The organism is Stenotrophomonas sp. ASS1 (genome assembly GCF_004346925.1).
Taxonomy (GTDB): domain Bacteria; phylum Pseudomonadota; class Gammaproteobacteria; order Xanthomonadales; family Xanthomonadaceae; genus Stenotrophomonas; species Stenotrophomonas maltophilia_A.
Genome location: NZ_CP031167.1, coordinates 2,511,389 through 2,526,783 on the forward strand (window position 1 = coordinate 2,511,389; position 15,395 = coordinate 2,526,783).

The 15,395-nt window shown below is 66.7% G+C and carries 15 protein-coding genes; 1 reads left to right on the forward strand and 14 read right to left on the reverse strand.

Annotated elements, in window-relative coordinates; genetic code table 11:
• Positions 1 to 13 precede the first annotated feature (13 nt).
• The 13 genes from MG068_RS11745 to moaA all read right to left on the reverse strand — a co-directional run bounded on the left by MG068_RS11745 (position 14) and on the right by moaA (position 14,334).
• A complete protein-coding gene (locus MG068_RS11745) occupies positions 14 to 913 on the reverse strand; it encodes a peptidylprolyl isomerase (RefSeq protein ID WP_132810265.1) in 900 nt (299 codons plus the stop codon).
• Between the two features lie 3 nt (positions 914 to 916).
• Positions 917 to 1,624, reverse strand: a complete 708-nt coding sequence (gene narI, locus MG068_RS11750; protein WP_010485313.1) for a respiratory nitrate reductase subunit gamma — start codon at positions 1,622 to 1,624, stop codon at positions 917 to 919.
• Positions 1,621 to 2,301: a nitrate reductase molybdenum cofactor assembly chaperone gene (narJ, locus tag MG068_RS11755; RefSeq protein WP_006371182.1), complete on the reverse strand. Its 681-nt coding sequence runs from the start codon at positions 2,299 to 2,301 to the stop codon at positions 1,621 to 1,623. Before narJ ends, narI begins: the two co-directional genes overlap by 4 nt.
• Positions 2,301 to 3,845 carry a nitrate reductase subunit beta gene (gene narH / locus MG068_RS11760; RefSeq protein ID WP_012511273.1) on the reverse strand — a complete coding sequence of 515 codons (1,545 nt, stop codon included), beginning with the start codon at positions 3,843 to 3,845 and terminating at the stop codon, positions 2,301 to 2,303. The genes narJ and narH overlap by 1 nt, the downstream gene beginning before the upstream one ends.
• Positions 3,845 to 7,651, reverse strand: a complete 3,807-nt coding sequence (locus tag MG068_RS11765) for a nitrate reductase subunit alpha (protein ID WP_132810266.1) — start codon at positions 7,649 to 7,651, stop codon at positions 3,845 to 3,847. The genes narH and MG068_RS11765 overlap by 1 nt, the downstream gene beginning before the upstream one ends.
• A 72-nt stretch (positions 7,652 to 7,723) precedes the next feature.
• Positions 7,724 to 9,142, reverse strand: a complete 1,419-nt coding sequence (locus MG068_RS11770; protein WP_132810267.1) for a NarK family nitrate/nitrite MFS transporter — start codon at positions 9,140 to 9,142, stop codon at positions 7,724 to 7,726.
• Between the two features lie 144 nt (positions 9,143 to 9,286).
• Positions 9,287 to 9,652 carry a hypothetical protein gene (locus MG068_RS11775; RefSeq protein ID WP_012511276.1) on the reverse strand — a complete coding sequence of 122 codons (366 nt, stop codon included), beginning with the start codon at positions 9,650 to 9,652 and terminating at the stop codon, positions 9,287 to 9,289.
• Complete coding sequence (gene mobA / locus MG068_RS11780; RefSeq protein ID WP_132810268.1) at positions 9,649 to 10,191, reverse strand: molybdenum cofactor guanylyltransferase; 543 nt, start codon at positions 10,189 to 10,191, stop codon at positions 9,649 to 9,651. Before mobA ends, MG068_RS11775 begins: the two co-directional genes overlap by 4 nt.
• 141 nt (positions 10,192 to 10,332) lie before the next feature.
• Positions 10,333 to 10,833 (reverse strand): molybdenum cofactor biosynthesis protein MoaE, encoded by a 501-nt coding sequence (locus MG068_RS11785; protein ID WP_132810269.1) that lies wholly within the window; start codon positions 10,831 to 10,833, stop codon positions 10,333 to 10,335.
• A gap of 3 nt (positions 10,834 to 10,836) precedes the next feature.
• Positions 10,837 to 11,097 (reverse strand): MoaD/ThiS family protein, encoded by a 261-nt coding sequence (locus MG068_RS11790; RefSeq protein WP_049401279.1) that lies wholly within the window; start codon positions 11,095 to 11,097, stop codon positions 10,837 to 10,839.
• The gene (locus MG068_RS11795; RefSeq protein ID WP_132810270.1) at positions 11,097 to 12,350 is read right to left on the reverse strand and encodes a molybdopterin molybdotransferase MoeA; all 1,254 of its coding nucleotides are present in this window, start codon (positions 12,348 to 12,350) and stop codon (positions 11,097 to 11,099) included. Before MG068_RS11795 ends, MG068_RS11790 begins: the two co-directional genes overlap by 1 nt.
• The gene (gene moaCB, locus MG068_RS11800; protein WP_132810271.1) at positions 12,350 to 13,345 is read right to left on the reverse strand and encodes a bifunctional molybdenum cofactor biosynthesis protein MoaC/MoaB; all 996 of its coding nucleotides are present in this window, start codon (positions 13,343 to 13,345) and stop codon (positions 12,350 to 12,352) included. The genes MG068_RS11795 and moaCB overlap by 1 nt, the downstream gene beginning before the upstream one ends.
• Positions 13,346 to 13,353: 8 nt before the next feature.
• A complete protein-coding gene (gene moaA / locus MG068_RS11805) occupies positions 13,354 to 14,334 on the reverse strand; it encodes a GTP 3',8-cyclase MoaA (RefSeq protein WP_132810272.1) in 981 nt (326 codons plus the stop codon).
• A 194-nt stretch (positions 14,335 to 14,528) separates the two neighbouring features.
• On the opposite strand from moaA, the gene MG068_RS11810 reads away from it, so the two are divergent.
• A complete protein-coding gene (locus tag MG068_RS11810; RefSeq protein WP_049423019.1) occupies positions 14,529 to 14,933 on the forward strand; it encodes a hypothetical protein in 405 nt (134 codons plus the stop codon).
• On the opposite strand, the gene MG068_RS11815 is transcribed toward MG068_RS11810, so the two are convergent.
• Positions 14,927 to 15,256, reverse strand: coding sequence for a hypothetical protein (locus tag MG068_RS11815; protein WP_132810273.1), 330 nt, complete (start codon positions 15,254 to 15,256; stop codon positions 14,927 to 14,929). The two genes, MG068_RS11810 and MG068_RS11815, sit on opposite strands and share 7 nt — an antisense overlap.
• Positions 15,257 to 15,395 lie beyond the last annotated feature (139 nt).

Here is a 15,395-nt window from a genome sequence, read left to right on the forward strand (position 1 = left end):
CGTTCAATGGGGGTCAGCCGATATCCGCGTCGGCTTCGATCTCGTCCAGCCCGCGCACCGGGTAGCGTTCCTGCAGCTGCAGCAGGTAGGCCTGCACCTCGCGCTGGCGTACCTGCAGTTCCAGGTAATCACGCAGCTGCGGCAGCACCGCCTCGAACGGCTGCGGCTGGCCTTCCTCGCGGGCATCGACGCAGACCACGTGGTAGCCCCAGCGCGATTCCACCGGGAAACCGGCTAGGCCCTCGCGCAGGCGGAACACCTGGCGGTCAAACTCCGGCGTGGTCTGCCCGCGCTGCAACCAGCCCAGGTCACCGCCCTCGCTGCTGGAGGGGCAGCGCGAATGACGCAGGGCGAAATCGGCGAACAGGTGCGGCGACTCCTTCAGCAGTCCGACCAGCCGCTCGCCTTCGGTGCGTGCGGCAAATCGCCCGGCCACGTCGTCGGCCGGCGCCGCCAGCAGTATATGGCGCAGGCGCACGCGATCGGGCGAGCGGAAGCGCTCCGGGTTCTGTTCAAAGTAGCGGCGGCAGTCCTCATCGGTCGGCACGCGGTCTTCGATCGCGTCTTCCAGCAGTTGCTGGATCAGCACTTCCTCGTCGCTGACCCGGTTGCCCTCCGGCGCCTGCAGGCCCAGCCGCTGCGCTTCCAGACGCAGCAGCTCGCGCACCACCAGTGCACGCGCCGCTTCGGCGCGTGACTGTTCCGGGCGCATCGCCCGGTGGTGCTGCATCTCGCGGGCGATGTCGGCCTCGCTGATCGCGGTCTCGTCCACGAACAGCCGGCACGGTGCCGGCTGCCCGAGCGAGCGCGGCCCCTGCTCCGCCGCGTCGTGGTGATGCGAATGCGCCTCGGCAGGCACCGGTGCGGCGGAGTCGATCACGGTGATCGGCAGGAATTTCGGCAGGTTGCCCATGGCTTACTCCCGCGGACCGTAGCGCAGCGTGGCCTGGCGGCGGCGCACCACCTGGTACGGCCTCCACAGGTAACTGATCGGAATGCTCCACACGTGCACCAGGCGGGTGAACGGCGCGATCAGGAACAGGGTCAGGCCCAGGAAGATATGCATCTTGTAGACCCAGCTGACGCCCTCGATGTAGTCGGCGGCACCGGCGCGGAAGGTCACGATGTGCTGCGCCCATTCGGCCAGCTGCACCATCACCCCACCGTCCAGGTGGCCGGACGAGATGCGGATGCTGTAGAGGCCCAGGCACAGCTGGGCGAACAGCAGCACCAGCACCAGCGTGTCACCGAAACTGCCGGTGGCACGTACACGTGCATTGAACAAGCGGCGTACCAGCAGGATGCTGATGCCGATGAAGCACAGCGCGCCGAACACGCCGCCCACCACCATCGCCAGCATCTGCTTCTGCGACGAGGTGATGAAGTGCTCGTACACCGCATGCGGGGTCAGCAGGCCGACCAGATGGCCACCGAGGATGGCCAGGATGCCGATGTGGAAGCAGTTGCTGCCGATCCGCATGCCCTTGTCCGACAGCATCTGGCTGGAGCCGGTGCGCCAGGTGTACATGGCCTTGTCGTAGCGGGCCCAGCTGCCGATCAGCAGCACCGCCACGGCGATGTACGGGTAGTACTGGAAGGCGAATTGATGCAGGGAGTAACTCATGGCTGGACCTCTCGATGCGAAGGACGGGCCGGCGAACGCACGGGCGGCTTGCAGTCTTCGGCGGGGGCTTCGGCGCCGAAGCGCACCGCCTCCTCCTCCCACAAGCGGTCCATGGCCTCGGCGGTATCGTCGCGGACTTCCTCGCTGGCACGCTGGCGCAGCGCCTGCAGATCGGCCTTGCCATCACCGGCTTCGACCAGGATCTCGAACAGCACGCGGTGCGGCAGCTCACGCTCGGCGGCACGCGCCGCCAGCATCCCTGCGATATGGCCGATGTGGTGCAGCCACTCGCGGGCCTCGCTGCCGGGGCGATGGGCCAGGAACTCCAGCAGCAGCGGCAGGTAGTCCGGCAGCTCGCGCGCATCCAGTTCGAAGCCGTTGCGGCGGTAGGTCTCGACCAGATCGACCATGGCCTGGCCGCGGTCGCGTGACTCGCCATGGATGTGTTCGAACAGCAGCAGGCTCATCGAGCGACCGCGGTCGAAACTGGCCAGCCACGCCGCCTGCGCATCCAGCGCATCGGTGTCCAGCAGCTGCTGCACGAAGCTGCGCAGCTGCTGGCGGCGGGCGGTGTTCAGCGCCGGGTCGTCGCAGGCGGCGAGCAGTTCCTCGCCGTGCTGCCACAGTTCTTCACGGGGGTAATCCAGCAGCACCCCGACCAGCTTGAGCACGCTCATCACACCACCTCCTTGCGGCGGTGGTTCGGCCCCTTGTCCACCACGAAGGTGGTGCTCTTGCGCTGGCCGAACAGATCGGCCGGGCTGTCACCATTGCAGCCGTTGCCGAAGGTGAAGCCGCAGCCGCCGCGCTCGCCGAAGGCATCGTTGGCGTACTCGCGGTGGCCGGTCGGAATCACGAAACGGTCCTCGTAGTTGGCGATGGCCAGGTAGCGGTACATCTCTTCCACCTGGGCGATGCTCAGTCCGGTCTGTTCCAGCACGGCGGTGTCTTCCACGCCGTCCACGTTCTTGGCCCGGCGCCAGGCACGCATCGCCATCAGCCGCTCCAGCGCACGCACCACCGGCGCCTCGTCACCGGCCGTCAGCAGGTTGGCCAGGTAGCGCATCGGAATACGCAGCGAAGCCACGTCCGGCAGCTCGCCGCTCATGCCCACGCGGCCACGCTCGGCGGCGGACTGGATCGGCGACAGCGGCGGTACGTACCAGACCATCGGCAGCGTGCGGTATTCCGGGTGCAGTGGCAGCGCCAGCTTCCAGTCGATCGCCAGCTTGTACACCGGCGACTGCTTGGCCGCGTCCAGCCAGCTGTCCGGGATGCCCTCCTTGCGCGCGGCAGCGATCACCGCCGGATCGTTCGGGTCCAGGAAGATGTCCAGATGGGCCTGGTACAGGTCCTTCTCGGCGGCCACCGAAGCCGCCTCGGCAATGCGGTCGGCGTCGTACAGCATCACACCCAGGTAGCGTATGCGGCCCACGCAGGTTTCCGAGCACACGGTCGGCTCGCCCATCTCGATGCGCGGGTAGCAGAAGATGCACTTCTCCGACTTGCCGCTCTTCCAGTTGTAGTAGATCTTCTTGTACGGGCACGCCGACACGCACATGCGCCAGCCGCGGCACTTGTCCTGGTCGATCAGCACGATGCCGTCTTCCTCGCGCTTGTAGATCGCACCCGACGGGCAGGCCGATACGCACGCAGGGTTCAGGCAGTGCTCGCACAGGCGCGGCAGGTACATCATGAAGGTCTTCTCGAAGGCGCCGTAGATCTCCTTCTGCACCTGGTCGAAGTTGTAGTCGCGCGAGCGCTTGCTGAACTCAGAACCGAGGATCTCCTCCCAGTTCGGGCCCCACTCGATCTTCTGCATGCGCTCGCCACTGATCAGCGAACGCGGCCGCGCGGTGGGCTGGTGCTGGCTGTCCTTAGCGGTGTGCAGGTTCTGGTAGTCGAAATCGAACGGCTCGTAGTAGTCGTCGATCTGCGGCAGATCCGGATTGGCGAAGATCTTGGCCAGCATGCGCCAGCGGCCACCGGCGCGTGGCACCAGCTTGCCGGCGCGGGTACGCACCCAGCCGCCGTTCCACTTGTCCTGGTTTTCCCATTCCTTCGGGTAACCGATGCCCGGCTTGGTTTCCACGTTGTTGAACCAGGCGTACTCGACGCCCTCGCGCGAGGTCCAGACGTTCTTGCAGGTGATCGAGCAGGTATGGCAGCCGATGCACTTGTCCAGGTTCAGCACCATCGCGATCTGTGCACGGACCTTCATCACACCACCTCCTTGCTGGCCGATGCCGAAGCGCCAGCGGGCTGTTCATCGGTCGCTCCTGCGCGTCCTGCGCCCGCGACACTCGAACTTCCTTGTTCATCGTCCAACCAATCGATCTTGTCCATCTTGCGCACGATCACGAACTCGTCGCGGTTGGTACCGCAGGTGCCGTAGTAGTTGAAACCGTAGGCCAGCTGCGCGTAGCCGCCGATCATGTGGGTGGGCTTGAGCACGATGCGGGTCACCGAGTTGTGGATGCCGCCGCGGGTCCCGGAAATCTCCGAGCCCGGCACGTTGATGATGCGTTCCTGGGCGTGGTACATCATCGCCATGCCCGGCATCACGCGCTGGCTGACCACCGCACGCGCGGCGATCGCACCGTTGACGTTGAACAGCTCGATCCAGTCGTTGTCGACGATACCGGCGCTGCGCGCGTCGTCCTCGCTGATCCACACGATCGGACCACCGCGCGACAGCGTCTGCATGATCAGGTTGTCGCTGTAGGTGCTGTGGATACCCCACTTCTGATGTGGGGTGATCCAGTTCAGCACGATCTCCTTGTTGCCGTTCGGGCGCTGGTTCAGCAGCGGCTCCACCGTGCGCGTGTTGACCGGCGGCCGGTAGCCCATGAAGGCCTCGCCGAAGTCGATCATCCACTCGTGGTCCTGGTAGAACTGCTGGCGACCGGTCACCGTGCGCCACGGAATCAGCTCGTGCACGTTGGTATAGCCGGCGTTGTAGCTGACGTTGTCGTCTTCCAGGCCCGACCAGATCGGCGAGGAGATGATCTTGCGCGGCTGCGCCTGGATGTCACGGAAGCGGATCGCCTCGTGCTCCTTGCCCACCGCCAGGTGGGTGTGCTCGCGGCCGGTGAACGTGCCCAGCGATTCCCAGGCCTTCACTGCGACGTGGCCATTGGTTTCCGGTGCCAGGTGCAGGATCACCTCGGCCGCGTCGATCGCGGTCGAAATGGCCGGGCGGCCCTGGCTCACGCCCGCGTCGTGCACGGTGTGGTTGAGTTTGCCGAGGAATTCGACTTCGTGCTTCGTGTCCCAGCTCATGCCCTTGCCGCCGTTGCCCAGCTTGTCCAGCAGCGGGCCCAGCGAGGTGAACTTGCGGTACAGGTTCGGGTAGTCGCGCTCCACCACCGTCATCGACGGCATGGTCTGGCCCGGAATGGCCTCGCACTCGCCCTTCTTCCAATCAGCCACGCCGAACGGCATGCCCAGCTCGTTGGGGGTGTCGTGCAGGGTCGGCACCAGCACCAGGTCCTTCTCGACGCCCAGCACGCCCGGCGCCATCTCGCTCACGGCGCGGGCGACTTCCTTGAAGATTTCCCAGTCGCTGCGCGATTCCCAGGCCGGATCCACCGCCTTCGACAGCGGGTGGATGAACGGGTGCATGTCCGAGGTGTTGAGGTCGTCCTTCTCGTACCAGGTGGCCGTGGGCAGCACGATGTCCGAGTACAGCGCGGTGGTGCACATACGGAAGTCGAGCGTGACCAGCAGGTCCAGCTTGCCTTCCGGTGCCTCGTCACGCCACATCACTTCCTCCGGCTTGATCGCCCCCATCTCGCCCAGGTCCTTGCCCTGCAGGCCATGGCGCGTACCCAGCAGGTGCCGCAGCATGTACTCGTGGCCCTTGCCCGAGGAACCCAGCAGGTTCGAGCGCCAGATGAACATCATCCGCGGGTGGTTCTGCTGTGCATCCGGATCGGCAAACGCGAAGTCCAGCGAGCCGTCCTTGAACTTGCCCAGCGCGTAGTCGGCCGGGGCAACACCCGCCGCTTCGGCCTCACGTACCAGCTGCAGCGGATTGCGGTCCAGCTGCGGCGCACACGGCAACCACCCCATGCGCACCGCGCGCAGGTTCAGGTCGGCCAGGCTGCCGCTGTACTTGCTGGCATCCGCCAGCGGCGACAGCAGCTCGTCCACCTGCAGCTTCTCGTAGCGCCACTGCCCGGTGTTGAAGTAGAAGAACGATGTGCCGTTCATGTGGCGCGGCGGGCGGCTCCAGTCCAGGCCGAACGCCAGCGGCTGCCAGCCGGTCTGCGGGCGCAGCTTCTCCTGGCCCACGTAGTGAGCCCAACCACCACCGGTCTGGCCCACGCAACCGCACATGATCAGCATGTTGATCAGGCCGCGGTAGTTCATATCGTTGTGGAACCAATGGTTCATCCCGGCGCCGACGATGATCATCGAACGGCCATGGGTCTTGTCGGCGGTACGTGCGAACTCGCGGGCGATCTCGATCACCTCGGCGCGCGACACGCCGGTGATGCGCTCCTGCCAGGCTGGGGTGCCCGGCACCATGTCGTCGAAGCTCGATGCCACGTTGCCGCCGCCAAAGCCACGGTCCACGCCGTACTGGGCCAGCAGCAGGTCGTAGACCGTGGCCACCAGGGTTTCGCCACCCTCGGCCAGGGCCAGGCGACACACCGGGATGTTGCGCTCAAGCACGTCGTCGGCCGGCGCGGCGGTCCAGCCGTCGGTCTCGATGCCACCGAAGTACGGGAAGCTCACCGCCTCGATGCCCTCATGGCCATCGGCCAGGCTCAGGCGCAGGCGCGTATCGGCGCCGTTGCTTTCCTTTTCCTCGATGTTCCACTTGCCCTTCTCGCCCCAGCGGAAGCCGATCGAGCCGTTGGGCACCACGATCTGGCCGCTGGTCTCGTCATAGGCCAGCGTCTTCCAGTCCGGGTTGTTGGCTTCGCCCAGCCCGCCCAGTTCACTGGCGCGCAGGAAGCGGCCCGGCACCAGGCGGCCGTCGTCGCGGCGTTCCAGGCGCACCAGCATCGGCATGTCCGAGTACTGGCGGCAGTAGTCCTGGAAATACTGCGAGGGCGAATCGACGTGGAACTCGCGCAGGATCACATGGCCGAAGGCGAAGGCCAGCGCCGCATCGGTGCCCTGCTTGGGGTGCAGCCAATGGTCGGTCAGCTTGGCCAGCTCGGAATAGTCCGGGCAGATCGCCACCGTCTTGGTGCCGTTGTAGCGCGCCTCGGTGAAGAAGTGTGCGTCGGGCGTGCGCGTCTGCGGCACGTTCGAGCCCCAGGCGATGATGTAGCGGCTGTTGTACCAGTCGGCCGATTCGGGCACGTCGGTCTGCTCGCCCCAGATCTGCGGCGAGGCCGGCGGCAGATCGCAGTACCAGTCATAGAAGGACAGGCAGGCGCCGCCCAGCAGCGACAGGTAACGCGCACCGGCTGCATAGGACACCATCGACATCGCCGGAATCGGCGAGAACCCGACCACGCGGTCCGGGCCGTACTGCTTCACCGTGTACAGGTTGGAGGCGGCGATGATCTCGTTGGCCTCTTCCCACTGCAGGCGCACGAAGCCGCCCATGCCGCGGCGGGTCTTGTACGAACGCGCCTTCTCCTTGTCCTCCACGATGCTGGCCCAGGCATCGACCGGGCCCTTGCTCTTGCGCGCCTCGCGCCACAGGCGCAGCAGCGTGCCGCGGATCAGCGGGTACTTCAGCCGGTTGGCGCTGTACAGGTACCAGGAATAGCTGGCGCCACGCGGGCAGCCACGCGGTTCGTGGTTGGGCAGGTCCGGGCGCGTACGCGGGTAGTCGGTCTGCTGGGTTTCCCACGTGACCAGGCCGTTCTTGACGTAGATCTTCCAGCTGCACGAACCCGTGCAGTTCACGCCGTGGGTGGAACGCACGATCTTGTCGTACTGCCAGCGGGCGCGGTAGCTGTTTTCCCAGTCGCGGCCTTCGCTCTTGGCGAATCCGTGGCCATCGGCAAAGGTCTGGGGGTCACGCTTGAAGAACTGCAAGCGATCGAGGAAATAACTCATCGGGGGTCTCCCTTTGCGGACATCGGCATCGTGGCTGTGTGTATCATCTGGCTGCGGTGCGTTTTCATGTCGTCAGCAGGGTGTCTCGGCACCGCGCCGGTAGTACCACCACCAGGTCACGGCCAGGCAGGTGACGTAGAAAACAACGAATCCGTACAGCGCCATGTCGGGGCTGCCGGTCAAGGTGATGGACGAGCCGTAGCTCTTGGGAATGAAGAAGCCGCCATAGGCGCCGATCGCACCGGAGAAGCCGACCACCGCGGCCGACTCGATGCTGGCCTGGTGGGCAGCAGCAGCCTTGCCCTCGGCGTTGTCGTTGGCCGACCAGCGCTCATGCAGGGTGCGGAAGATCACCGGGATCATGCGGAACGTAGTTCCGTTGCCGATGCCACTGAGCACGAACAGCGCCATGAAGCTGAGCAGGAAGCCATGGAAGTTGCCGCCCTGGCCGTGGCTGGGCAGGAAGTGCAGCACGCCGAACACCGCCGCGATCATCAGCGCGAACACCCAGAAGGTCAGGCGTGCGCCGCCCCAGCGGTCGGCCATGCTGCCACCCACCGAGCGCATCAGTGCACCGAGCAGCGGGCCGATGAAGGCGTAGGCCAGCGGGTTCACATCCGGGAACTGGCTCTTCACCAGCATCGGGAAGCCGGCCGAGAAACCGATGTAGGAACCGAAGGTGCCGATGTACAACCAGCACATCAGCCAGTTGTGCTTGCGGCGGAAGATCACCGCCTGCTCGGAGAACGACGAGCGGGCGCTGGTCAGGTCGTTCATGCCGAACCAGGCCGCGATGGCGCACAGCGCGATGGCCGGCACCCAGATGAAGCCGGCGTTCTGCAGGAACAACGGCGCCCCACCCTCCACCGTGGGCTGCGGTGCACCACCCAGCGCACCGAACACGCCCACGGTGATGACCAGCGGGATCACCGCCTGCGCCACCGACACGCCCACATTGCCCAGGCCGGCGTTCAGGCCCAGCGCCAGGCCCTGCTTCTGCTTGGGGTAGAAGAAGGAGATGTTGGACATCGACGAGGAGAAGTTCGCGCCACCGAAGCCGCACAGGATTGCGATGGCCACGAACACCCCGTACGGCGTGGCCGGGTTCTGTACCGCAAAGCCGAGCCAGAGCGTCGGCGCCAGCAGCGAGGCCGTGGACAGCGCGGTCCAGCGGCGGCCGCCGAAGATCGGGATCACGAACGAATAGAAGATGCGCAGCGTGGCGCCGGACAGGCTGGGCAGCGCCACCAGCCAGAACAGCTGGTCAGTGCTGAAGTTGAAGCCGATCTTCGGCAGGCTGATCGACACCGCCGAGAACAGTACCCAGACCGAGAAGGCGAGCAGCAGCGAGGGGATCGAGATGATCAGGTTGCGGGTGGCGACCCGCTTGCCGGTGCGCGCCCAATAGCCGGGGTCCTCCGGCGTCCAGTCGCTGATGACGCGACCTGGACTGGCAGTGCTGCGGACAACAGGATCGCTACCGACGGTCATACATGGCTCCAAGGCTGTGGAATGACGTGGGTACTGCTTTCAAGTTGTGACCCGTCGTCATGCAGCCATTAGGCCGTGCAGCAACAGCGACGGGGTTGATCTGGATCAATCAGGGGCCGGTTTCCGCCGTGCCCCTGACAAATGTCAAACCGGTGAAGCGGTGTTGCGGCGGGTCACCCCGCGCTGGCGCACGCTGTCGCGCACGTCCACATCGAACTGCAGCTGAAGCTGGCCGCCATCTTCCAGGGCAATGTCGAATGGCAGCCCATCCCGGCACGGCAGCCGCGCCGCCAGGGCCTCGACTGCCGGGCGCGGCAGTACCAGGCGGCAGAAGGTGCCGCCATCGAGCAGCACCGGTTGATCGCCGCCATGCAGCGACACCGCCATGCCCCAACCTTCAATACCGCCGAAGCGGGTCATGTTCTCGACCGACTCACCGGCCAGCAGGCGCGCCAGTTCGGCCTCGTCCAGGCGAAGCCGTACCGATTGGTCCTGCAACTGCACTTTCATGACGCAACATCCTCCCATTGTTCGGGGGTATTGCAGTTGACCAGGCAGGCTTCGTCAACGCTTTCCAGCGCCAGCACGTGCATCTGCAGGCGACGCTGGAAGGCCTGTACCGAGCGCGGCCCCTGCGCATCATCCAGCATCGCGGCCAGCACGCTACGAGTGGCATTGTCCACATTCAACAGCATGGGAAAGGGATGCCCGTCAAAGATCGTACATGCGCCCCGCCCCTCGGCGGCCAACCGTTGGAGCAGCCGCGGTGCCAGCAACGGCGTGTCCACCGCTACCACCCAGGCCTGGCTGTCGGGCATCTGCTGCACCACGCTGTGCAATCCACCCAGTGGGCCGCAGCGCGCGACCTGATCGGGGATGCCGCCGAAGGCCGGATAGTCGCCGCTCACCCACACCCGTTCTGCGCCGGCCTGCAGCAGCAGGCCACGCATGTGTTCCAGCAGGGTGCACCCCTGCCACGGCAGCAGCGCCTTGTCTCGCCCCATCCGGCTGGACAGGCCGCCGGCCAGCACGATGCCGTTGATGCTCATCGAAGTAGTGCCACGCCATGCGTGGCTGCGTCGGCCGGATTCATCGGGAAGGCCGCATCCACGCATGGCGTGGATCTACTGAACCCCACGGCCATCCAGACATTCGGTGGTAGAGCCACGCCATGCGTGGCTGCAGCGGACTCAATGGTGGTGGTCGTGCGCATGGTCATGGGCATGTGCGGGTTCGTTGTCCGCGTGGCACAGGCTGCAGCCCTCGCTCCACTCGCTGTCGCCGTCCTCGTAATGCTCCTGCTTCCAGATCGGGCACTGGTGCTTCACCACCTCGATCAACTGCCGGCAGGCCCGGAACGCCTCGTCTCGGTGCGGGCTGCCCGCCGCCACCACCACCGCCACATCGCCAATGCCCAACCGGCCCTTGGCGTGGGCCACATACAGTTTCAGCTTCGGACCGAACGTCGCCTCGACCTCTGCGGCCAGGCGCTTGAACTCGTTCAGCACCAGCGGCTCGAACAGGTCGTAGGTGATCCCGGTCACCGGTCGGCCGATATTGACGTCGCGCACCTTGCCGATGAACACATCGATGCCACCGAACCCCGGATCGGACACCGCAGCGATGCCCTCGGCCGGATCGATCGACGCCTGCGCGCGATCCACCACCTTGGCGATGATCTTCTCGCTCATGGCTCAGCCCCCGCTCACCGGCGGCAGGATCGCCACCCGGCCATCGTCGGGCAGCGCTTCGTGGTCACGCAGCACGCGTTGCTGGTCGGCGAACGCCGAGTAGTCCAGCAGGCCAGCGCGGAATCCTGGCCAACGCACCGGCAGCAGCTCGCGCAGCGCCTGGCGCAGATCGGCCACGGTGCCACCGGCCACCTCCACCGCGATCTCGCGGCTGGCATCCAGATCGGAAAACGCACCGAACAACTGCAGATTCACCTGTTTCATCACGACTCCTGGCTCGCCAGCTGCACCGGGTCATGGTGACCCCAGCCCTGCACGCGCACGTAGGTGCCAGCGTTGGCCAGGTCGCCCTCGGCCTCCAGCACCACCCAGGCGTTGGCCTGCAGCATGGACATCAAACGGAACGACTCCTGCCCGGACAGCACCCGCGCACTCAGGTGGCCCTGCGCGTCCACTTCCACCCGCGCACGCGCGTGGAAGCGCAGGCCCGGCGGCTTGCGCACGTCGGCCTGCAGTGGCAGCTGCAACACGGCTTCCGGTGCCAGCCCCAGCAGGCGGCGCAGCACCGGCTCGACGAAGAAGCGCTGGCCCACGGCGGCCGAGACCGGGTTGCCGGGCAGACCGAAATACAGCGCGCCATTGGGCAGCACCGCAAACAGCAGCGGCTTGCCGGGGCGGATCGCCACCTTGTGGAACACGATGCGCGCACCACGTCCACGCAGCGCATCGGGAACGAAATCGTAGCGGCCGGCCGACACCGCGCCTGTGCTGATCAGCAGCTGCGCGCCGGCAGCCAGCGCGTCATCCAGCACCGCATTGAACGCCGCCACGTCATCACCCACCGTGCCCTGCCACACCACTTCGGCACCGGCGGCCTGCAGGCGGCCAACCAGATACGGCCGGTTGCTGTCACGGATCTGGCCGGACTCCAGCGTCTGCGCCGCCTCGGTCACCAACTCCTTGCCGGTAGCGATCACTGCCGCCTTCGGCCGCGCCACCACCGCCACCTGGCCCAGGCCGATGGCATGCAGCAGGGTCCGCGCATTGATATCCAGCACCTGCCCGGCCTGCAGCACGCGCTCGCCTTCGCGTACATCCTGGCCGCGCAGGCGCACGTTCTGGCCCGGCTTCACCGTGCCCTTCAAGGCGATGCGGGTCGGGCGGCCGTCCTCGCTGGCGAGGATCTCCACGTTCTCGACCGGCACCACCGTATCCAACCCAACCGGCATGCGCGCACCGGTCATGATTTCCCAGGCACCCTCGCCGCCTTCGGCGCCGGCATCGCCGGCCGCCTGCCAACCCTGCACCGCGAATTCGGTACCGGCTTCGAACGTCGTGCCGTTGGCGCGCAGCGCGAAACCGTCCATCGCAGAATTGTCGAACGGCGGCAGCGACTGCCCACTGATGATGTCACTGGCCAGAGTGCGGCCGCCGGCCTCATGCAGCGGCAGGCGCTCGGCCGGCAGCGGCGTGGCCGCATCCAGCAGGTGCTGCAGGGCTTCGCTATAGGCAATCATCAGTGGCCACCACCATCGACCATCACCAAAGCGTGGCCCAGCACCGGCGCCAGAATATCGAGGCACTGCGCCGCCGCCTTCGGGCTGCCCGGCAGTGCGAACACCAGCATGTTGCCCAGCTGCACCACCTCGGCGCGGCTCAGCCAGGCCATCGGCGTGTGCTGTGCGCTCAGTGCCCGCACCATCTGCGCCAGGCCATGCACCGGCCGTGCGTTCAAGGAACGCAGCGCCTCCGGGGTCAGGTCACGCGGGCCCAGCCCGGTACCGCCGGTGCACAGGCACAGGCGCACGCCCTCGGCGGCCAGTGCCTGCAGGCGGCCAGCCAACGGCTCGATGCCGTCGGGCAAGATCTCGGCGGCCACGACCTCACCGCCCAGCTTTTTCAGGCCGCTCACCAGGGTTGGGCCGGACACATCTTCATAGGTGCCCTCGCTGGCGCGATCGCTCAGCGTGATCACCGCGCAGGCCGCGCCCTCCAACCCCTTCGGCGCACGCGGCTTGAAGCGTGCACGCTCGGCATCGTCCATGCCATCCGGGTGCAGCCACACGCCGCGCTTGCCGCCTTCCTTGAACAGCAGGCGGATGCCTTCGATGCGCAGCGCCGGTTCCACCGGCTTGCTCAGGTCGTACAGGGTCAGCAGTGCCGCGTTGACGCCGGCCAGTGCCTCCATCTCCACGCCGGTGCGCGCCTCGCTGGCGCACTCGCACCACACGCGGATCGCCTGCCGTTCCGGTACCGCCGCGCAGAACACCTGTACCAGCTCCAGCGGCAGCGGGTGGCACAGCGGCATCAGCATCGAGGCCATCTTGGCGCCCTGCAGGCCGGCAATCTCGGCCATCACCAGCGCATCGCCCTTGGGCAGGCGGCGCTCGACGATCAGCGGATAGGCCACCGGACCGGCATGCAGCTCGCCCACCGCCACCGCACGGCGGCGGGTGATGCGCTTGTCGCGGACATCGGCCATGTGGAAGGCCGCATTCAATTCCCCACTCATCGTGTTGCTCATCCTCCGATGGAGGCCAGGTGCGGGGTCAGCCCGGTCTGGCCCTGGTGCAGTCCATGCCCGGCCGCTTTCAGGCCAAGCTGTGTGGTGATGCGTGCCAGCAGCGCGTCGTGGTCATCGTCGCTCTGCAGCAGCGGGCGCAGCGGCACGCCGAACTCGCCGAACAGGCACAGCCGCAGGTCGCCCTTGGCGGTTACCCGCAGGCGGTTGCAGCCCTTGCAGAAGTCACGCGAATACGGGGCGATGATGCCGATGCTGCCGCGATGGTCGGGGTGGCCGAACTCACGCGCCGGGCCCGCATCGGCGGCGCGCGGCCGCTCGTGCCAGCCGGCCGCCAGCAGCTGCTCGATCACCACGTCGGCGCGCAGGTGGTGGCGCTGGAAATAGGCTTCGTTGTCGCCGGTGCGCATCAGCTCGATGAAGCGCACGCTGAAGGGGCGGTCGCGCAGGTAGTCCATCCACTGCGGCAGCTCGTCGTCGTTCAGGCCACGCAGCAGCACCGCGTTGAGCTTGATCGCCGGCAGGCCCAGTGCCTGCGCCAGCGCCAGGCCCTGCTCGATCTCCGGCAGGCGGTCATGCCCGGTGATGGTCCTGAAGCGTTCGCGCTGCAGGCTGTCCATGCTCACGTTCAGCGCGGTCAGGCCGGCGCGGTGCCAGCCCGGCAGGCGCCGCGGCAGCAGCGTGCCATTGGTGGTGATGGCCACCTTGCGGATGCCCGGCACCGCCGCCACGGAGGCGATGATCTCGTCCAGGTCCTTGCGCAGGCTGGGCTCGCCACCGGTCAGGCGGATCTTGCTCATGCCCAGCGCGGCGAACGCACGCACGAGGCGCGCGATTTCATCCACCTGCAGGAAGCGCGGGCGGCCATCGGCCTGGTAACCGTCGGGCAGGCAGTAGCTGCAACGGAAGTTGCAGGCTTCGGTCAACGACAGGCGCAGGTACGGAAAGCTGCGTCCGAAACCGTCGGTGAGTTGGCTCATGGCTGGTCCACCTTGTTGCTCCACCGTCTTGCCTGTGCCCGGAACGGCCCGGAAACCCTCGTCTGCTGGAACGATTGCCAGAGTACGCGGCAGTCAGTTCCATGGGCATGACTTAAATCAATCGTCTTCGGCCCCGCGCGGCAGGCGTTATGGCAGCATGCGGCTTTCCGTGCAGCGGGCGTGTGACAACCCTCATGATGATGAACGATTTCCAGCAGCTGCTGCACGCCGCAGGCCAGCAGGCTGAACCGCAACGCTTGCTGTTCGTATTCGTGCGCGCCGAGCTGCCCGAATCGCCCACCAGCGACCAGCGCGACCGGCATGACCGTCGCGAGGGCGGCACCCTGTCGCCGGTGCTGTGCGTGGACAAGCTGCCGGCCGAGGTGCCCAGCTTCCAGGCACTGGCGACCGAGTCGACCACCACCGGCATCGACTGGGATCTGGTCTTCGTAGCGGCGCTGGATGGCCGCGCCGGTTTCGCCCCCAACAGCGATGAGGCCGCGCGCCCGCTGAAACTGATGGTCAACGCCATCCATGACGGTCAGATCGGCCGCTTCGCCGCCTTCGACCGGGGCGGCGAGCCTGTTCAGTTCTATTGAGCCACCAGCTGCAGGGTCAGGAAGAAGATCACCAGCACGGTGTTCAGGCCCCAGGCCACGGTCAGCCCGCGTGCGGCCACGCCCAGGTTGGGGTTGTGCGCGGTGGGCGCCGCCCGCCAGACCGCCGGGATGATCCAGCCCGTATAGAGCAGCAGCACGGCAAACACTCCCAGCAGCAGCGACGTGCGCTGGTTGGCCAACGCCCAGAGGGCCGCGGCCCACAGAATGTTGCTGGGAATGACGCCCTGCAGCCAGAACACACTCCAGAGCCGTGAACGCCCCGGGGTATCGGGCGCCGGGTGCAGGGAAGCGGTGGCGGTCATAAGTCTCCTTCTGGTTAGGAAACGTGCCGGACCAGCCTGCGCTTGGTGGCTGGGAACGTCAACCCGAGTCGCACGTCACGCTTTGGCACCGGTGGGGCGCCGCCGGGCTCGACTCAGGCTCGCGCGGAGCCTGTCGCTA